General features: G+C 76.8%; 17 protein-coding genes. 6 read left to right on the top strand and 11 right to left on the bottom strand.

Annotated features, from left to right (window positions below; all coding sequences use genetic code 11):
- Positions 1-2 precede the first annotated feature (2 nt).
- Both AB0L74_RS27435 and AB0L74_RS27430 read right to left on the bottom strand, forming a co-directional pair.
- Positions 3-1,358: a hypothetical protein gene (locus AB0L74_RS27435; RefSeq protein WP_365657800.1), complete on the bottom strand. Its 1,356-nt coding sequence runs from the start codon at positions 1,356-1,358 to the stop codon at positions 3-5.
- Between the two features lie 253 nt (positions 1,359-1,611).
- The gene (locus tag AB0L74_RS27430; protein WP_365657797.1) at positions 1,612-2,706 is read right to left on the bottom strand and encodes a mechanosensitive ion channel family protein; all 1,095 of its coding nucleotides are present in this window, start codon (positions 2,704-2,706) and stop codon (positions 1,612-1,614) included.
- Between the two features lie 298 nt (positions 2,707-3,004).
- Between AB0L74_RS27430 and AB0L74_RS27425 the strand changes: the two genes are divergently transcribed.
- Complete coding sequence (locus AB0L74_RS27425; protein WP_217127748.1) at positions 3,005-3,541, top strand: HNH endonuclease; 537 nt, start codon at positions 3,005-3,007, stop codon at positions 3,539-3,541.
- Positions 3,542-3,609: 68 nt separating this feature from the next.
- Here the strand turns inward: AB0L74_RS27425 and AB0L74_RS27420 are convergent, their stop codons facing one another.
- From AB0L74_RS27420 to AB0L74_RS27390, 7 genes are all read right to left on the bottom strand, one after another.
- A complete protein-coding gene (locus AB0L74_RS27420) occupies positions 3,610-4,194 on the bottom strand; it encodes a Uma2 family endonuclease (protein ID WP_365657793.1) in 585 nt (194 codons plus the stop codon).
- 100 nt (positions 4,195-4,294) lie between these two features.
- The gene (locus AB0L74_RS27415) at positions 4,295-4,900 is read right to left on the bottom strand and encodes a hypothetical protein (RefSeq protein WP_365657790.1); all 606 of its coding nucleotides are present in this window, start codon (positions 4,898-4,900) and stop codon (positions 4,295-4,297) included.
- Entirely contained in the window at positions 4,897-6,240 is a 1,344-nt protein-coding gene (locus AB0L74_RS27410; RefSeq protein WP_365657787.1) for a hypothetical protein, read from the bottom strand. Before AB0L74_RS27410 ends, AB0L74_RS27415 begins: the two co-directional genes overlap by 4 nt.
- The gene (locus AB0L74_RS27405; protein WP_365657785.1) at positions 6,237-7,058 is read right to left on the bottom strand and encodes an ABC transporter ATP-binding protein; all 822 of its coding nucleotides are present in this window, start codon (positions 7,056-7,058) and stop codon (positions 6,237-6,239) included. The genes AB0L74_RS27410 and AB0L74_RS27405 overlap by 4 nt, the downstream gene beginning before the upstream one ends.
- The gene (locus tag AB0L74_RS27400; RefSeq protein WP_365657782.1) at positions 7,055-7,942 is read right to left on the bottom strand and encodes a zf-HC2 domain-containing protein; all 888 of its coding nucleotides are present in this window, start codon (positions 7,940-7,942) and stop codon (positions 7,055-7,057) included. Before AB0L74_RS27400 ends, AB0L74_RS27405 begins: the two co-directional genes overlap by 4 nt.
- Positions 7,939-8,553 carry an RNA polymerase sigma factor gene (locus AB0L74_RS27395; protein WP_365657779.1) on the bottom strand — a complete coding sequence of 205 codons (615 nt, stop codon included), beginning with the start codon at positions 8,551-8,553 and terminating at the stop codon, positions 7,939-7,941. The genes AB0L74_RS27400 and AB0L74_RS27395 overlap by 4 nt, the downstream gene beginning before the upstream one ends.
- 82 nt (positions 8,554-8,635) lie before the next feature.
- The gene (locus AB0L74_RS27390; RefSeq protein WP_365657776.1) at positions 8,636-11,548 is read right to left on the bottom strand and encodes a beta-N-acetylglucosaminidase domain-containing protein; all 2,913 of its coding nucleotides are present in this window, start codon (positions 11,546-11,548) and stop codon (positions 8,636-8,638) included.
- A 319-nt stretch (positions 11,549-11,867) separates the two neighbouring features.
- Here AB0L74_RS27390 and AB0L74_RS27385 point away from each other — a divergent pair, with 319 nt between their 5' ends.
- The 3 genes from AB0L74_RS27385 (at position 11,868) to AB0L74_RS27375 (ending at position 14,717) form a co-directional block, all read left to right on the top strand.
- Positions 11,868-12,152: a hypothetical protein gene (locus AB0L74_RS27385; protein WP_365657773.1), complete on the top strand. Its 285-nt coding sequence runs from the start codon at positions 11,868-11,870 to the stop codon at positions 12,150-12,152.
- Complete coding sequence (gene malQ / locus AB0L74_RS27380; protein ID WP_365657770.1) at positions 12,153-14,267, top strand: 4-alpha-glucanotransferase; 2,115 nt, start codon at positions 12,153-12,155, stop codon at positions 14,265-14,267. It begins immediately after the preceding gene.
- Between the two features lie 174 nt (positions 14,268-14,441).
- Complete coding sequence (locus tag AB0L74_RS27375) at positions 14,442-14,717, top strand: hypothetical protein (protein ID WP_365657767.1); 276 nt, start codon at positions 14,442-14,444, stop codon at positions 14,715-14,717.
- A gap of 156 nt (positions 14,718-14,873) precedes the next feature.
- Here the strand turns inward: AB0L74_RS27375 and AB0L74_RS27370 are convergent, their stop codons facing one another.
- The gene (locus AB0L74_RS27370) at positions 14,874-15,452 is read right to left on the bottom strand and encodes a TetR family transcriptional regulator (RefSeq protein ID WP_365657764.1); all 579 of its coding nucleotides are present in this window, start codon (positions 15,450-15,452) and stop codon (positions 14,874-14,876) included.
- A gap of 143 nt (positions 15,453-15,595) precedes the next feature.
- Here AB0L74_RS27370 and AB0L74_RS27365 point away from each other — a divergent pair, with 143 nt between their 5' ends.
- Entirely contained in the window at positions 15,596-17,041 is a 1,446-nt protein-coding gene (locus AB0L74_RS27365) for an FAD-dependent monooxygenase (protein ID WP_365657761.1), read from the top strand.
- Between the two features lie 10 nt (positions 17,042-17,051).
- On the opposite strand, the gene AB0L74_RS27360 is transcribed toward AB0L74_RS27365, so the two are convergent.
- Entirely contained in the window at positions 17,052-17,564 is a 513-nt protein-coding gene (locus AB0L74_RS27360; RefSeq protein ID WP_365657758.1) for a MarR family transcriptional regulator, read from the bottom strand.
- 138 nt (positions 17,565-17,702) lie between these two features.
- Between AB0L74_RS27360 and AB0L74_RS27355 the strand changes: the two genes are divergently transcribed.
- Entirely contained in the window at positions 17,703-18,662 is a 960-nt protein-coding gene (locus tag AB0L74_RS27355) for an EamA family transporter (RefSeq protein WP_365657756.1), read from the top strand.
- Positions 18,663-18,692: the final 30 nt, after the last annotated feature.

Raw genomic sequence — 18,692 nt, 5'->3', positions numbered from 1 at the left:
TTTCACCGGTACTCCGACAGCCTGCGGCCGATGCCCAGCACCACGCCGGCCGCGCCCAGGACGCCGAGGACCGCGGCGCCCGCCGGCAGACCGGTCAGCGCGTCCCGGCCCGCCGCGGCCGCCCGCTCGAACTCGTTCTCCTCGTGGTCGAGGGCGGCGGCGAGATGGGCGTCGACGTCGTCGAAGCACTCGCCGGTGGCGCCCTTGCCGCCGATCACCTTCTCCAGCGCCTGCTGGTAGTTGCCGTTCTTGTCCTGGGCGCGGGCCGCGGTGTGGCGCTTACGCCACTGCGCCGCGTTGGCGGCGGCCGCCGCGACCGGCCGCCGGCCCGCCCGGTCGTCGGCCAGGCGGGCGGCGTCGGCCAGCCGGGCGGCGAGGACCCCCATCTCCCGCCGGTAGTCCAGGTCGTAGGCGTCGTAGGTGGCGCCGCCCGCCTTGCGGGTCTCCGCGCCGCGCGCGACCAGGGTCAGGTTCTCGTTGCCCCGGGCCTTGAGGGAGGCCACGCGGGCGTCGTGCAGCACGTCCAGGGAGCGCACACCGTGGTCGCGGGAGTCGCCGAGACGGGCGCGGGCGACGCCGTGGCCGACGGCCAGCCACAGCAGGACGGCGGTGGTGGCGGCGGTCGCGGCGACCAGGCCGTGGTTGAAGACGCGGTGGGTGCGCAGGTAGGTGCGGCGCTGGACCCAGGCCAGCGCGGCCAGGGCGAGGACGCCGAGGGCGATCGCGGCCCACGGGTGGGGCGTGGCCTCGGCGTAGTCGCCGCGCAGGCGCCGGTTCTCGCTCTCGTACAGGTCCTGCGCGGCCGGGAGCATCTCGTCCTGCATCGTGTCGTTGGCGTGGCGCAGATAGGCGCCGCCGACCGGGAAGCCCTGGCGGTTGTAGGTGCGGGCGCGCTCGATCAGGCCCTTGTACTCCGGCAGGAGGCGGTTGAGCTCGGTGATGGTCGCGGCGGCGGGGGAGCCGGGTTCCGAACCGGCGGCGGCCGTCACGAGCTTGGCGGCGGCGGTGCGGATGTCCTCCTCGTAGCGCTCGCGGGCCGCCTTCGTCTCCTGGCCGCCGGCGAGGAACCCGCTGGAGGCCGCGGTGTTGGCGTCGGCCAGGGAGCGGTAGATGCCGGCGGCGTCCGAGCTGAGGGGCTGGCTGCCGGTCAGCACGTCGCCGGCGGCGGCGGCGCGCTCGGCGCTCTGCCAGGCGGTGACGGCGCCGAAGGCGACGACGAGCAGGGCGACGACGGCGCCGATGAGGCGCAGGCGGCCGGGCTCGGTGGTGGCGGCGGCGCGCAGGCGGTCGACGCCCTCGGCGAAGGCGGTGCGGCGGGGATCCGGCGGCGGGGGCGGGGTGGGTGGCACGCCGCTCATCGCCGTGTGCGTCACTGCCGACCTCCCCCCTGGCCATCCGTCGCCGCAAGTATCGCTGGCGGGACCGGGATCCGCACCGGCCTTCGCGGGATCTTGCCGGAACTTGCCGGATCTTGGACCGGTCGCGGAGTTCCGCACCAGGTCCGTCCACGAACACGCCCGGATGAGGGGGGCCGGTTCCCGGGCGCGGTGCCCGCGGCGCACGCGCCCGCGCGGGTTCGCGGGCCCGTGCGCGCGGGGCGGGCGGCCGGGGCTACTTCGCCGTGTTCGGCGGCGACAGGGGGGATGCCGCCTGGGACTGCGGGGACGTCGTGCTGGCGTAGGCGGAGGGGGCCGCGACCCCCGCCGCCGGGTCGGCGGCCTGGGCCTCCTCGGCGGGGGCCGTGGCGCCGCCGACGATCGGGATGTCGGCCGCGTCGAAGGCGCGCTTGATGCGCCAGCGCAGTTCCCGCTCGATGGTCAGGGACTTGCCCGGCATCGTCTTGGCGGAGACGCGGACCACCATGGAGTCGAGCAGGACGCTGTCCAGTCCGAGGACCTCGATCGGGCCCCACAGCAGCTCGTTCCAGGGCTCCTCCCGGCTCATGCGCTCGGCGACGCCGCCGATGGTGGCCTTGACCCTGTCCAGGTCCTCCCCGGAGCGGACGGTGACGTCCACCCCGGCCGTCGACCAGCCCTGGGAGAGGTTGCCTATGCGCTTGACCTCGCCGTTGCGGACGTACCAGATCTCGCCGTTCTCGCCGCGCAGCTTGGTCACGCGCAGCCCGACCTCGATGACCTCGCCGGAGGCCACCCCCGCGTCGATGGTGTCGCCGACGCCGTACTGGTCCTCCAGGATCATGAAGACGCCGGAGAGGAAGTCGGTGACCAGGTTGCGGGCGCCGAAGCCGATCGCGACGCCCGCGACACCGGCGGAGGCCAGCAGCGGTGCCAGGTTGATCTGGAACGTGGCCAGCACCATCAGGGCCGCGGTGCCCAGGATGACGAAGCTCGCCACCGAGCGCAGCACCGAGCCGATGGCCTGCGAGCGCTGGCGGCGGCGCTCGGCGTTGACCAGCAGCCCGCCCAGCGCGGTGCCGTCCACCGCCTGGACCGTGCGGTTCATCCGGTCTATCAGCTTGGTGATCGCCCGCCGCACCACCGCGCGGAGCACCGCGGCGATCACGACGATCAGCAGGACCCGCAGACCGATCGCGAGCCACGTCGACCAGTTCTCCTCCACCCAGCTCGCGGCGTTCGTCGCGCTCTCCTGGGCGTCCTGGAGGGTGGGGACCGTCGGGGGCCTCGTGTCGGACGGCGACGGCGACGGCGGGGGGCCGGCGGCCATCAGGACGGCGGACAGGGACACGGCGGATACCTCCAGGTGCAGCGGTCTGCCGGAAGCCGAGAGATCACGAAAAGGTCACCGGGCGGGCAGAAACACCACACTAACGGGGCATCGCGCCCGGTTCGGCCGGTCCGGAGCAGGAGAGACACTGCTCACCCGCGCTTGAACGGGGCGGGGCGCGGGGGATGAATCAGGTGTGGTCGAAAACACTCTCAGCCCGTTACGGGGACATGGTGGCGCGTTCACCAGGCATGAGGGGAGACTGACTACGGATCGTCCCGGCGCGAGCCACGCGCCGCCGGCGTACAAGGAGGCATCCGTGCCGCATGTCCTGGTCCTCAACGCGTCGTACGAGCCGCTCGGCGTCGTACCGCTCCGCCGCGCGCTCGTCCTCGTCCTCGAGAACAAGGCCGTCTGCCTCGAGGAGACCGGCGCCCATCTGCACAGCGCGACCGTCACAGTCCCCGCGCCCAGCGTGGTCCGGCTCAAGCGTTTCGTGCGGGTTCCCTACCGGGGGCCCGTTCCTCTGACGAGGAGGGCGCTCTTCGCCCGCGACGGAGGCCGGTGCATGTACTGCGGTGGCGTCGCAACCAGCGTCGACCACGTCATCCCGCGCAGCCGCGGGGGCAAGCACGTCTGGGACAACGTGGTGGCGTCCTGCCGCCGCTGCAACCACGTGAAGGCCGACCGGCACCTGTTCGAGCTGGGCTGGCGGCTGCGCCACAAACCGGCCCCGCCCACCGGTCTGGCCTGGCGCATCATCGGCACGGGCCACCGGGACCCGCGCTGGCTGCCCTACCTCCAGCCGTACGGCGCGGACGACGCCCTGGCCCGGATCGACGGCATCTCGGCCTGACGGTCCGGGCCTTCGTACGCCCGGGCGGGAACGGGGGAACCGGGTCCGGTGTCAGCGGATCCGGTCCTTCAGCGGACCCAGTTCTTCAGCGGTTCGGTGTCGAGGGTGATGCCGACCGGGTCGGGCAGGGCGACCTCCTTGCCGAAGGGCAGCGTCTGCACGGTCTCGTAGCGGACGCCGTCCGGGCGGCTGTGCACCTTGACCTCGCGGGTGTCGCGGTCGATCAGGAGGTAGACCGGGATGCCGGTCTCCGCGTAGGCCCGGGGTTTGTCGACGCGGTCGCGCCGGTCGGTGTCGGAGTCGTAGGAGGTGACCTCGACGACCATGAGGACGGGGGTGGGGTCGGCCCATTCCCCGGCTCCGGCGAAGGCGTGGCTGGGGACGAGGGAGCCGTCGGGGCGGGCGCGTCCCTCCCGGTAGGTCTCGACGATCAGTCCCTGGTGGGAGTCGAGCCATAGCTCGGGACGCTGCTGCATGCAGACACGGGTGAGCCACTCGATGATGCTGCTGTGATCGCCGTCGGGCACGGCCTTCCCCCCCAGATGTCCGTTGATGAACTCCAGCCGGGCGCCTTCTATGGTCCGGGCGGCGTGCCGGGCGAGTTCCTCGAACTCGGTGACGAGCATCTGGGGCCGGTCGGTGGTCACCGTCACAGGGTCCTCCTGCTCTTGCGGGGGTCCACGGACCTCAGCGTAGGGGAAGGCCGCGGCGCGCGGGGAGCGCGCTCCCCGGCCGTCGGGCGGTAACGGCCGGTCAGTCCCCTGCCCCCTCCGGCCGCGCGCCCCGTACGGCGTACAGCGCGCCGCCCGCCAGGAACGCCGCCAGGGCCGTGGCCCAGGCCCACGGGCTGCCGGCCGGCTGCACCGGCCACGCCCACACCGGGGCCAGGGCGCCGCGCGCGTTCGCGGAGCCCAGATACACGGCGCTGACGTACCCGAACACCGGCAGCCAGCTCAGCCGGGCGCCGGCCAGGGCGGCAGCGGCGGCGGTCAGACCCGTGCAGCCCAGGGTGTTGCGGATCATGGCGGACGGGCCGAACGGGGACGGGTTCCCGAGCACGGCGAGGGGCAGCAGCAGCGCGGCGCACGCGGTGAGCGCCAGCAGATGGGCCAGGCGCCGCCGCCACCAGGGGCGGACGGCGGTGCGGTCCAGTTCGCCGGAGGCGCTGTACAGGCTCGCGCCGATCACGGCCGCCGCGCTCAGCGGGGCCAGCGCGACGACGGGGACCTGCCGGCTGGGGTCCAGGTAGGCGTCCAGGCCGTACGCCCCCCACACGGCGAGGGCGGCGGTCGCGGCGAGCGCGGCCACGGCGCGCGGCAGCGCGCGCGAGCGGGCGTACAGGACGAGTCCGCCGGTCACAGCGCAGGCACCCCCTTCGGGTCGCAGTCGCCGCGGGTGGCGAAGTACGCCGACAGCCACGCCCGGCGCTCCTGCTCGCCCATCGAGGCCAGCCGGGCGCGCGCCCGGGTGAGGGGCGCCAGCTCGCCGCGCGCGGCCCGCTGCTCGTCGAAGTACCGCTCCAGCGGACTGGGCGCCAGGTAGTGCTCCACGGCGTCGTCGGCCCGGACCACCCGCGGGGCCGGGTTCTCGCACTCCGCGCGGCCCTGGAGCATGATCCCGGCCGCCCACGCGAACTCCCCGGGATCGGTCAGCCGGCCCCGTACGACCGACCAGCCGATCGGCGTGGTCATCGGCAGCTCGACCTCGTCCGGACCCGGCCGGCCCGGCAGGTCCTCGAAACGGACAGGCACGTTCCGCACGCCGTCCAGGCGGTCCGTCAGCCCGGACAGGGCGTCCCTGACCTGGGGGAGCAGCTTCTGGTAGCGGGCGTTCACACAGATGTGCGGGGTGGTGGAGGTGTCGCAGACCTGGCGGTGCGCGAGCGGGTTGGCGCGGCGCAGCCCGTCGCCGGCCTGCACGAGCAGCGCGCCCGCGACGGCCGCGGCGGCCAGCGGCACCAGGGCCGCCGTGCGGCGGCGGGCGGTGTACGCGAGGACCGCGCCCGCCGCCAGGCCGCCCGTCCACACCGCCGTCACCACCGGCTGCCACGCCACCGGGACGTCGGTGGGCGAACTGTCGCCGAGCGGGGACAGGTACCGGACGGCCCCCACGTCGCCGTACCCGAGGACGCCGAGGCCCACGTAGGCCGCCGCGGCCAGCAGCGGCGCCGTCAGCCGCCAGGCGACCACCCGGCCGGCGACCTGGCCCGCCAGGGACGCGGACGCCAGGGCGGCGGCGTCGGCCAGCGGGGTGGCCAGGTACGGACGGTCGCCCGTGGCGCAGTACCAGGTGGCGCACAGGGCGAGCACGGCGGCGGCCGCGTACCCGGCGGCCACCCACAGCGCGAGCGGCAGGGCCGAGGCGAGGAACCCGGCCGTCCGGCCGCGCGAGGCCGTCGCCAGCAGCTCCTCGGTACGGCGCCTGCGCTCCCGGCCGCCCTGCCAGCAGCCCGCCGCCAGGGCCAGCGGGACGCCGAGCAGTACGGCCGCCGCGTGCACCCGGTCGCGGGTCTCCGCCCAACCGCCCTGCCACTGCTCGGACGTGGCCGCCAGCCCCGTCGCCAGCGTCAGCAGCACGGCCGCGCCGGCCCAGGGGGCGAAGCCGCGCACGGCCTCCGCCCGCAGCGGATGGCGGGCGCGGCCCGGGCGGGGAGCGGCGTCCCCCGTCGCGCGGGGCCGGGGCGTGGTGGCGAGGTTCACCGGACCGCCCCCTCGGCCGCCGGGCGCCCGGCCTCCGGCGCGGCGGCGCGGCGGTGGGCGCGCAGCGCCGCCGTGTAGCCGCGCTCGATCGGGTGGTCGCCGGGGCCGCCCGCCGACTCGCCGAGCGCGGCGAGCGCGGCCGGGGTCCCGCGGTAGGCGACCCGGCCCGCGTCGACGAGGGTGACGTCCGTGCAGGCCGCCGCCACGTCCTCCACCAGGTGGGTGGAGACGATGACGGTCGAGGAGGCGCCCAGTTCGCGCAGCAGCTCGCGGAACTCCACGCGCTGTTCCGGGTCCAGGCCGGCGGTCGGCTCGTCGAGGAGCAGCACCTCGGGGTCGTTGACGACGGCCTGTGCGATGCCGACGCGGCGGACCATGCCGCCGGACAGCGCGCGCACCTTCGTATCGATGCGGTCGGCGAGCCCCACCCGGGCCACGGCCCGTTCGACGGCGGCGGGGGCGGCGTCGGCGGGCATCTCCTTCAGCCACGCCACGTACGCGACGAACTCCCGCACGGTGAAGCCCGGGTAGTAGCCGAACTCCTGCGGCAGATAGCCCAGGCGGCGGCGGACCGCGCCGCGCCGCCGGTGGTCGAGGGCGTCGTGGCCGAGGATCTCGACCCGGCCGCCGGCCGGTTCGGCGACCGTGGCCAGCACACGGATCAGGGAGGTCTTGCCCGCGCCGTTGGGGCCGAGCAGGCCGTGCACGCCGGGGCCGAAGTCGAGGTCGACCGCGTCCAGGGCGAGGGTCCTGCGGTGCCGGACGCGCAGACCGGCGACCCGGATCACGGGGTGGGCGGGGGGCGAGGCGGTGGTCAACGCTTCTCCAGGAGGGGGTGGGCGGTACGGCGGACGGCCAGGACGGCGGCGCACACGACGGCCGCCGCCGCCCAGCCGCCCTGGGCGGGCGCGCCGTCGAGGCAGGCGGAGAGCCGTTCGGCCAGCAGGGCGGTGAGCCGCCCGCCCGGCGCGGCGAGCACCGGGCCGAGGACGGCGCAGAGCCAGCCGCCGCCGGTGACGGCCGTGGCGGCGCGCACACCGGTCCAGCCGGCCAGGGCCAGGCAGGCCAGCGTCAGCGCCAGTCCCGGCAGCAGCCAGGCGGCGGCGCCCGGGGCGCCCGAGGACGGCAGCACCGCACCGGCCAGGGTGAGCAGCGGCAGACTCACCGCCAGCACGGCGGCCGTCCGCGTCAGCACCAGCCGCGGTCCGGCCGACGGGGTGGCCGCCACGATCTCGTGCAGCGGATCGGCGTGCGGCCCGTAGGACAGGGCGACCCCGGCGACCGGTACGACCGGGGCGAGGGCGAGCAGCCAGGGCCGCGCGCCCGGGAAGCCGCCCCCGTACGCCAGGGCGACGGCCCCGGCGGCCACCAGCAGCACGGCCGGCAGCCAGGCGCCCCGCACGGCCGGACCGGCCGCCCACAGCACCCGCGTGACCCGCGCCGCGGCGCCGCCCCGCCGGGAGGCCCGGGGACGCGCCGCCCGCCGGGCGGCCGCCGCCGGCGCGGGCGCCGCGTCCAGCACCCGCTCCCGCACCTCCGCAAGGACCGCCCCCGCCGCCGTCGCGCGCACCGCCCGGGAGACCCGGGCCGCGCAGGCCGCGCAGGACTCCAGATGCGTCTCCAGGGCCCAGGCGTCCGGCTCCGGCAGGGAGCCGTCGGCGTACCCGGTGAGGTGACGGTCGGACGCGTGCCAGCCGGTCATGCCGGGCCTCCCAACGGCGAGGGACTCACATGGGCCAGGGCCGCGCGCAGCTCGGCGCGGGCGCGCAGGGCGCGGGACTTGACGGTGCCCTCGGGGATGCCGAGGAGCCGCGCGGCCTCCCGGGTGGTGAGCCCGTCGACGACCGTGGCGCGCAGCACCTCGCGCAGCTCGGGCGAGATCCGGTCCAGGGCGGTGCCGACGTCGCCGTACTCCAGCCCGGCCAGCACCCGGTCCTCGGCGGACGGCGCGGACATCGCCGCCCGGCCGTCGCCGCCCGCGTCGTCCAGCGGCGCCGTGCGCAGCCGCGCGGCCCGTTCCTGGGCCCGCCGGGCGTCGACCAGGCGGCGCGCGGCGATCGTCCACAGCCAGCCGCCGGCCTCCTCGCCGCGGTGCGCGCCGGCCGACCGCCACACCGTGACGAAGGTGTCCTGGAGGACCTCGCGCACGGTCTCCGGGTCGGCGCAGCGCCGCGTCAGCCGGACGTGCAGCCAGCCGGCGTGCCGGTCGTACAGGGCGGCCATCGCCGCCGGGTCGCCGCCCGCGACGGCGCGCAGCAGCGCCGCGTCGCGGGCGTGGGCGTCGTCGGGGACGCCCTGCCGCTGGCCCCTCATGGGGCGGAACCGTCTCACACCCCGTCTATCGACGGGGCGGGCGCGGCCGGTTCACGGGTCCGCTCACGTCAGAGCTCACGGCTCACGGCGCGACGGCGTAGGCCTCCACCGACCACAGCGAGTACCCGTACCGCGTGGCCCGCTTCTCGCCCTGGACGCGCACGAACCGCACGTCCCGCTCGTCCATGCGGACGGTCTCCCGCCCGCCGCGCCCCTCGCGCACCACCGCCGCCGTGCGCCAGCGGCGGCCGTCCGACGAGACCTGGACGCGGTACGCCGACGCGTACGCGTCCTGCCAGCGCAGCACGGTCTTCCCCAGGCGGACCGGGCGGTCCAGCTCCACCTGCCACCAGGCGCCGTCGTCCGCCGGGGACGACCAGCGGGTGCCCGGGTCGCCGTCGGCGGCCGCCGACGCCGGGAAGTCGGGTGTCTCGTCGCCCGAGGAAGCGGCCCGGCCGGTGCGGGCCAGGTCGGGTCCGGCGGTGCGCGGGAAGGCGCGGACGGTCAGGGTGCGGCCGGTCTTCCCGAACGTGAACCGGACGGGGTAGGACCCGGCCGGCGTCCCCGGCGCGACGCTCACCTCGACCGGGATCTCGGCCCGCCGGCCGCGCGGGAGCACCCGCGGGGCCCGCGGCACGCGGACCCGGACGCCCTCGGGGGCCTCGGCGGTGAGCGTGCCCCGCACGTCGGACGGCCGCAGCGCCCCCAGCCGGACCGTCAGCCGCTCGGTCCCCCCGATCTCGGCGTCCGTCTCCTCCCGGTCCAGCTCCAGGGACGCCTCGGCCACGTCGCCGAACCACGGGACGACGTGGCGCACCCGGGACGGGTCCGCACCGGTGACGCGGACGGCGTCGACCCGGGTGGCCCGGGTCGGCCGGGCGTCGCCGCCGGCGGTCCCGGGCGGTACGAGCTCGGTGGCGCCGCTCTCGTCCAGCGGGCCCAGGCTCCGCCAGCCCCGGCCGGGGACGTGCGCCTCCACGCGGCCCCTGGTGCCGGGGTCGGCGAGCACCGTCACGGCGGCCAGGGGACGGGCGCGGGGGAAGCGGACCGCGCGGCCGTCCGCCGCCTCGTCCGCGCGGGCGGCGGACGGCCGGTCCAGGCCCGCCCACGCCCGGTACGCCTGCCGCGCCCGCCGCGGGAACACGTCCAGCACGCCCTCGCCGACCGTCACCCGCGCCGCCCGGAGCCGCTCGTCCAGGCCCTCCAGGCGGCGGTACGCCGTCCAGGCCGCCGCCTGGTCGCCCGCGTCCTGCGCGCGCAGCAGGTCCAGCGCCGTCACCCCGGCCTCGCCGTAGCGGGCCAGCTGCCGGGACCAGGGGGCGACCTCGGTGCCGAGCCCGCCGTGCCCGAGCCGCCGGGGCACCTCGCGCAGCAGCGCGAACTCCTCGCGCAGACGCCCGGCGGCCCGGCCGTCCGGCGCGGCGCCGGCGCGGGCCCGCCAAAAGGCGTCGATCAGCGGGCGCAGATACGCCGACTCCTCGGTGCCGAGGACGGAGGACGCGTCGTTGCCCGCGAGCGCCGCGAGGGCCCGCTCGCGGGCCTCGTCCCCGCCCGCCAGGTCGTCGATCGCGGCCCGCCAGGACTCCCCGGGGCGGTAGGCGCGCGGGTTCCAGGCGTAGTCGGCGGAGGTGAACAGGGGGATCCGCGACGCCTCCGCCTGCTCCATCGCGTTGGCGAGCAGGGCGGCCGAGCCGGTGGCGACGGCCGGTTCGCGGCCCTGGTAGGGGCCGAGGAAGACCCGTCCGGGCGCGTAGTCGTTGACGGGGTAGTTGTCCATCGTGACCAGCGGATGCCGGAACGCGTCGCGCGTCCGGGCCAGTTCGCGCCCGGTGATGGTCCGGGGCACCACGCCGACGCCGGTCCACGCCACCTGTACGTCCCGGTCCAGGGCCGACGCCAGGGCCCGGCGGTAGGCGGTGGCGCCCTCCTGGTAGTACTCGGTCGGCATCACCGACGGCGCGGCGGCCCCGGGGTGGCGCTCCGCCAGGTGCCGCGCCACCGCGTTCGCCACGTGCGCCTGGGCGCGCGCCGCCGCCTTCGGTCCGGAGCCGAACCGCTCCCTATCCGCCGCGCAGTGCCACTCGCTGTAGCTGACGTCCTGGAACTGGAGCTGGAAGGCGCGGAAGCCCAGCGCCCACATCGCGTCCAGCTTGCGCGTCAGCGCCCGCGTGTCCTCCTCCGACGCGAAGCACATCGCCTGACCCGGCGCCACCGCCCAGGCGAGCGTGACGTGGTCGCGCCGGGCCCGCTCGGCCAGCTGCCGGAACTCCGCGCGCTGCGCGGCCGGGTAGGGCTCGCGCCAGCGGGCCTGCCGGTAGAGGTCGTCGCCGGGGGCGTACAGGTAGCGGTTCTGCTTGGTGCGGCCCATGAAGTCCAGCTGCGCGAGCCGCTGGGCGTGGCTCCACGGGGCTCCGTAGAAGCCCTCGGTGACGCCCCGTACGGCGGTGCCGGGCCAGTCGCGGATGTCGACGGCCGCCAGGGTGCCGTCCTCGCGTACGAGCTGGCGCAGCGTCTGCACGGCGTGGAACAGGCCGTCCTGACCGGTGCCGGTGAGCGTCACGGCGTCGCCGCCGACGGTCAGGCGGTAACCGCCCGAGGGCAGGCCGTGCCGGGCGCCGCCGCCGGCCGGCTCGGTCCGCGCCCGCACCACCAGCGCCCCCGCGGGCGGGGTCTCGCCGGCGGGCGGCGAGACGATCGTGCGCGCGCCGGCGCGGCGCAGCAGCGCGCGCAGCGCGGCGACGGCGTACGGGTCGGCCGCCGCGTCGGCGATCAGGGCGACGTCGCCGGTGACGGGGACGGGCGCGCCGTTCGCCCGCAGGGACTGCGGACGCGGCCAGACCGCCACGCCGTCCGGCTCGGGCGCGTCGGGCGTGCCGGGTGATGTGGCCGCCGTGCCGGGGGAGGGCGGGGCCGCCGCGGCGGGCGCGGCCCCCAGGGTTCCGGCGAGGACGGCGAACGCGAGGACGGCCGCCCTCTTTCCGCGCCGTGGCTGCACGGGCCCCCTCCTGGTCGTTCGTGGTCCGCTCCCGCTGGGGACGCGCACCGGTGCGCGCGTACGGGTCACCGGGAGATCGAGCCCACCATCCCCGCGGTGAACGTGTCAACGACGGTGGCCGCAGTGACTGAATTGCCGGGAAACATCGCCGGGAACTCTCGTGACTCCGGGAGCGGAGGGGCGGGGAGGGGGCCCGGATGTGACCAGGAGCACGTTGTCCGTCTGGGGGCGTCTGGCCGCGCGCCCGCTGGGTAGGGCTGCCGTAAACCCGCCAGGACACGCCAGGACCCGCCCGGCCGTGCTCGACAAGGAGGCCCCCGTGGCTGAACCCGCACACCTCAGGCTCCCGTCCCCGTCCAAACCCGTGGCCAAGCCGCCCGCCGACCCCGGCGTCCCCCACCTGTGCGTCTTCGGCGCGGAGGGCGGCTGCGCCGAGACCCCGCTGACCAGCGAACCGCCGCTGCCCGACGCCGAACCCCTCACCAGCGAGCCGCCCCTCGCCGACACCATGCCGCTGACCAGCGAGTCCTCGCCCGAACTCACGGCCGTCGTGCCGGAGCAGGGCGCCCCGTCGTTCGCCGTCCCGGAACCCGCGGGGCGCTAGATGACCGCTCCCCGGCCGGTCGATCCCCCCACCGAGGACCTGTCGCGGCTCGCCCGCCTGCACGGCGTCGCCACCTCCTACAGCCCCGCCCCGGGCCGTACCGTCACCGCCTCTGCCACCGCCCTCACCCTCGCCCTGGCCGCCCTCGGCGTCGACGCGGGCACGCCCGGGGCGGTACGCGCCGCGCTCGCCGCCCGCGAACGGCGGCTGCGCGAGGAACTGCTGCCGCCCACGGTGGTGTGGTGGAGCGGCGAGCCCCGGCCGGCCGCGCTGGCCGCCCTGCCCGACGGCACCCGGCTGCGCGTCACCACCGAACAGGGCGAGTCCCGCGCCGATCCCGCGCACCTCCCGCCCGGCGTCCACCGGCTGACCGCCACCGCCCCCGACGGGCGCGGCGCCGGCACCCATCTCATCGTCGCCCCGGCCCGGCTGCCCACGCCCGAACGCCGTGCGTACGGACTGCTCGTCCAGCTCTACTCCCTGCTGTCCCGCCGCTCCTGGGGCATGGGCGACCTCGGCGACCTCGGCGAGCTGGCCTCCTGGGCCGGGCGCGCCCTCGGTGCCGGGTTCGTCCAGGTCAACCCGCTGCACGCGGCCGTGCCCGGCCAGCCCACCGATCCCTCCCCCTACCGGCCCTCCTCCCGCCGCTTCCCCGACCCGGTCCATCTGCGGATCGAGGACATCCCCGAGTTCGCCGAGGTCGCCGGCCGTGCGGAGGCGAGGAGCCTGCTGGAGCGGGCCGGGCGGCTGCGGGAAGCGGTGCTGGACAAGGGCGCCCTGATCGACCGGGACGCGGTGTGGGAGCTCAAGCGGCGGGCGCTGGAACTCGTCGCCGAGGTGCCGCTCGGGCCGGGGCGGCGCGCGGCCTACCGCGACTTCCTCGCCGAGCAGGGCCGGGCGCTGGAGGACCAGGCCACCTGGTGCGCCCTGGCCGAGGCGCACGGCTCCGACTGGCACCGCTGGCCGGCCGCTCTGCGCGACCCCCGTTCGGAGGAAACCGCCCGCGCCCGCGCCGAGCTGACGGACCGTGTCGACTTCCACCGCCGGCTGGCCTGGCTCACCGACACCCAGCTCGCCGCCGCCCAGCGCGCCGCGCGGGAGGCGGGCATGCCGGTCGGCGTCGTGCACGACCTGGCGGTGGGCGTGCACCCCGGCGGCGCCGACGCCTGGGCCCAGAAGGACCACTTCGCCCACGGGATGTCGGTGGGCGCCCCGCCCGACGCCTTCAACGCCCGCGGCCAGGACTGGGGGCTGCCGCCCTGGCGCCCGGACCGGCTGGCCGCCTCCGGGTACGCGCCGTTCCGGCAGTTGCTGCGGGCGCTGTTCCGGTACGCCGGAGCGCTGCGCATCGACCACGTCATGGGCCTGTTCCGGCTGTGGTGGGTGCCGCGGGGCCACCCGCCGACGCAGGGCGCCTACGTCCGCTACGACGCCGAGGCCATGCTCGCCGTCCTGGTGCTGGAGGCCGCGCGCGCCGGGGCCCTCGTGATCGGCGAGGACCTGGGGACGGTGGAGCCGGGTGTGCGCGAGGCGCTGCGCGAGCGCGGGGTCCTCGGCACGTCGGTGCTGTGGTTCGAGCGGGACTGGGCGGGCGACGGCCGCCCCCTGCCCCCGGACCGCTGGCGCCCCGACTGCCTGGCCACCGCCACCACCCACGATCTGCCGCCCACCGCCGCCCGGCTCACCGGCGAGCACGTCGAACTCCGCGACCGGCTCGGCCTGCTGGCGGGCCCGCCGGAGCGGGAACGGGCGGAGGCCGCCGCGGACACGGGGGAGTGGCGGGCGCTGCTGGCCCGGCTCGGCCTGCTGCGCGGCACGGACGGCGGCACCGGCGCCTCCTCCGAGGAGGCCGAGATCCAGGCCGTCCACCGCTTCCTGGTGCGCACCCCCGCCCGGCTGGTCGGCGTCTGGCTCCCGGACGGGGTCGGCGACCGGCGCCCGCAGAACCTCCCCGGGACCTCGGACGAGTACCCGAACTGGCGGCTGCCGGTGGCCGATGCCGGGGGGCGCCCCGTGACGCTGGAGGAACTGGCCGCGTCACCGAGGCTGCGGGCGCTGGCCGACGTCCTGCGGGAGGGCGCCGACGACGCTCCCGCCGGACCGTCCGGTGGCTGAGCGCGGGGCCGTGCGGGCCCGGACGGGGCGGTTCCGGTCCCGGAAGGGGCGGTGCCGGTCCCTGGCTTGGGGCGGTTCCGGTCCGGGCGGGCCGGGGCGGAACCGGCACCGGCGCGGGGCCCGTACGGCACCCCGGGCGCGCGCCTCCCCGAGCCGTTCGCTAACTTGGGCACCGTGGACAAGAAGAACGCCCTGCGCGCCGGCACCCTGGCCGCCGGTACGACGCTGATGATGCTGCTCATGTCGTCCCCCGCGCTCGCGCTGACCCGCGACGACGGTGACGACCCCGGCACGGGCCTGAGCGTCATCGAGACGCTGGGCCTGTTCGTCTTCGCCCCGATCGTGCTCTTCCTGGTCATCGCCGGCCTGACGATGGTGCTGGACCGGTCGCAGGAGAAGCACCGGGTCACCACCCGCAACGTCAGGACCAAGGCCGACGCCAAGGCCTGACACGGTCCGAGCGGGACCTTCCGCCGGCCCCGCCGCCGCACGCTTCACCGAGGGCACCGGCCCCGCCGCACGCACGCGCCCGCGCCGCGCGTGGGCGAGGCCGGTGCCCTCGGCGTGTCCGCGCACCGGGCCCCGCCGCCCGCGAGGGGTCCCGGTTCAGGGGGCCGGGGCGGTCAAGTAGCGCTGGATGGTGGGCGCCAGCCACGCCACGACCTCCTCCTGGGCCAGCGCGACCGCCTGCGGGAGCCGCAGCACATAGCGGGTGAGCGCCAGCCCGAGCAACTGGCTGGCGACCAGCGCCGCGCGCGCCGGTGCCTGCTCGGGGTCCGGGCACACCCGGGAGGCGGCCGGCAGCAACTGGTCCCGGAAGATGCCGTGCAGGCGCTCGGCCCCGGCCTGGTTGGTGGCGCCGACCCGGAGCACGGCCGTGAGCACCTCGTTCCGCTCCCACAGGGCCAGGAAGTGCGTCACGAGGGCGTGGCCGACCTCGTGCCGGGGCAGGGCCGCCGGGTCGGGCAGCTTCAGGTCGACGGCGACGGCCGCCGCGAAGAGACCTTCCTTGCTGCCGTAGTAGCGCATGACCATCGACGGGTCGATCCGCGCGTCCTTGGCGATGGCGCGGATGGTGGCCCGCTCGTAGCCGTCGGCGGCGAAGCGCTCGCGGGCGGCGTCGAGGATGGCGGCGCGGGTGGTGCCGGAGCGGCGGACGGGCGCCGAGGGCTGCGTGTCGGGCATGACGACCAGCGTAGGCCAGCCGCGCCGAGGTCGGCCAACACCTGTTGGCCAACAAGCGTTGACCCTGCCTGCCGCCCCGGCATACCCTTGTCAACGAGCGTTGGCCAACAACTGTTGACACCCAGGGTTCCAGGGAGGCCACCATGAACGGCACCACCCGCCCCGTCCTCGTCGTCGGCTCCGGCCCCACCGGGCTGCTCCTGGCCGGCGACCTCGCCGCCGCCGGCGTTCCCGTCACCGTCCTCGAAAAGCGCCCCCGCGAGATCAGCAATCTCTCCCGCGCCTTCGTCCTGCACGCCCGCAGCCTGGAACAGCTCGACGCCCGCGGCCTGGCCGACGGCCTGGAGGCGGTGGGCCGCCCCCTGGACCGGTTCCGTCTCTTCGGCCGGCTCACCCTCGACCTGGCCGGCCTTCCCTCCCGCTTCAACCACATCCTGGTCATCCCGCAGTACGAGGTGGAACGGGCCCTGGTGCGGCGCGCCGAGGAGGCGGGCGCCCGGTTCCGTTACGAGACCGAGGTGACCGGCCTGGTCCAGGACGCCGACGGGGTGACCGTCGAGGTCCGCGCGGACGGCGGGCGGCGTGCCGAGCGGCTGCGGGCGGCCTACGCCGTCGGCGCCGACGGGACGCGCAGCACCGTGCGCGAGGCGCTCGGCGTGCCGTTTCCCGGCCGGTCGGTCATCCGCTCCGCCCTCCTGGCGGACGTACGCCTCGCCGAGGAGCCCGGATCGCTGCTCACCGCCGACGCCGTGCGCGACGCGTTCGCCTTCCTCGCGCCCTTCGGCGACGGCTACCACCGGGTGGTCTGCTGGCGCCGCGGCCGGGACGCCGCCGACGGCGGGCCGCCCGACCTGGCGGAGGTCAAGGAGATCACCCGGCTGGCCCTCGGCCGTGACTTCGGCATGCACGACGCCCGCTGGATGTCCCGCTTCCACAGCGACGAACGCCAGGCGCCGGTCTACCGCGTGGGCCGGGTCTTCCTCGCCGGGGACGCGGCACACGTCCACACCCCGGCCGGGGGGCAGGGCATGAACACCGGCCTCCAGGACGCGGCCAACCTGAGCTGGAAGCTGGCGGCCGTCGTCCGGGGCCACGCGCCCGAGGCGCTGCTCGACACCTACCAGGCCGAGCGCCACCCGGTCGGCAGGTCGGTGCTGCGCAGCAGCGGCGGCATCGTCCGCCTCGCCATGGCCCGGTACCCCTGGGCGCCGGCGGCGCGCGGGGCGCTCACCACCGTCCTGCGTCACGCCGGCCCGGTCCGCCGCGCGGTGACCGGCCGGGTCACCGGCGTCGGTTACGCCTACCGGGCACCCCGCGGAGCCCACCGCCTGACCGGCACACGCGCCCCGGACATCGCCCTGGCCGGCGGCGGCCGGCTCTACGAGGCCCTGCGGGGCGGCCGGTTCGTGCTGATCGCCCCGCGGGCGTACGAGGCACGGGACGGGCGCGAGGGGCGGCTGGCCGTGGCGCGCTGGGCGAGCGGCCGCCGTACGGCCGTGCTGGTGCGGCCCGACGGATACGTGGCCTGGGCGGCGGAGGCCGCCGACGCCGGGTCGGTCGAGGCGGCGATCGCCGCCCACGTGGGCTGAGCGGCCGGGCCTACCGTTCCGTCGCGGCCAGCAGTTCGCGCAGCAGGGCGGCCAGGTGCCCGGCCTTCTCCTCGTCGAGGGCGGCGGACAGGGCCTCCGTCTGGACGGCGAGCCCCGCGGCGACCGCCTCGTCGGTCAGCTCCAGCCCCCGGTCGGTGAGCGTGACCTGGAGCCCGCGCCGGTCGTGCGGGTCGGGGGAGCGCCGCAGCAGCCCCGCCCGCTCCAGCTTGTCCAGGCGCCCGGTCATGCCGCCGGTGGTGAGCATCAGCGTCGCCGACAGCTGCCGGGGCGAGAGCGTGTACGGCGCACCCGAGCGGCGCAGCGTCGCCAGGACGTCGAACTCCCCGCGCGAGATCCCGAAGCGGGCGTAGGCCCTCTCCATCCGGTCGCCCATCGCGCGGGAGAGCCGGTGGATGCGGCCGAAGACCTCCATGGCGGCGGTGTCCAGATCGGGGCGCACGGCCGCCCACTGGCCGATGATCGCGTCGACCGGATCCGTGCGCTGCTCGGGGCGTTCACTCATGGCACGAGTATCGGCCGCGCTCCGGTCGCCCGCAAGAAAGTAGCTTGACGATAACTAGCTTGAAGCTAAGCTACTTACCACCGACCTGTCCGGGTCGGGCACGGACCTCCGCCGCTTCGGATCCCGAGGGGTGCCCCCATGGCCGCCGACCGCGCCGCCCTCATCGCCCTGACCGCTCTCGCCCCGGTCTCCTGGGGCACCACCTACGCCGTCACCACCGAGTTCCTCCCGCCCGACCGCCCCCTGTTCACCGGCCTGGCGCGGGCCCTGCCCGCCGGTCTGCTGCTGCTCGCCCTGACCCGGGTGCTGCCGCGCGGCGCCTGGTGGGGCAAGGCGGCCGTGCTCGGCGCGCTCAACATCGGCGCCTTCTTCCCGCTGCTGTTCCTGTCCGCCTACCGGCTGCCGGGCGGGACGGCCGCCGTCGTCGGCTCGGCCGGCCCGCTGTTCGTCGTCGCGCTCTCCGCCCTCCTGCTGGGCCGGCGGCCCACCGCCCGGTCCGTGGCCGCCGGGGCCGCCGCCGCGTTCGGCGTCGGTCTCGTCGTTCTCAAGGGGGCCGGAGCCCTGGACGCGCTCGGCGTGCTGGCGGCCCTCGGCTCCACCGTCTCGATGTCCGCCGGCACCGTCCTGACCAAGCGCTGGGGCCTGCCGGACGGCGCCGGCCCGCTCGCCCTCACCGGCTGGCAGCTCACGGCCGGCGGCCTGCTCATCGCCCCGGTCGCCCTCCTCGCCGAGGGCGCGCCGCCCGCCCTGGACGGCCCGGCGATCGGCGGCTACCTCTACCTCGCCCTGGCCGGCACCGCGGTCTCCTACTGGCTCTGGTTCCGCGGCATCGGCCGGCTCGGCGCCACCCGGGTCACCTTCCTCGGCCCGCTCTCGCCGCTCACGGCGGCCGTGGTCGGCTGGGCCGCCCTCGGCCAGGCGCTGACGCCGGTGCAGCTGGCGGGCATGGCGCTGGCGTTCGGGGCGACGGTGGCCGGGCAGCGGGCGCCGCGCGCCCCGGCGCGGCCGGCCCCCGCGGCCGCCGGACCGTTCAGTTCCGCTGAAAGGAACGGTCGGAAAGTTTCGATGGACGTGATGGATCCGGCGCTGCGACGGTAGGCCCACCGCGATCGAACCGACCGGCGAAAG

Origin of the sequence: Streptomyces sp. NPDC052020, from assembly GCF_040680575.1 — a bacterium.
In the GTDB taxonomy this organism is placed as follows: domain Bacteria; phylum Actinomycetota; class Actinomycetes; order Streptomycetales; family Streptomycetaceae; genus Streptomyces.
Note: the sequence above shows the minus strand (reverse complement) of the source record. Positions and strands in the feature narration are given on the sequence as shown.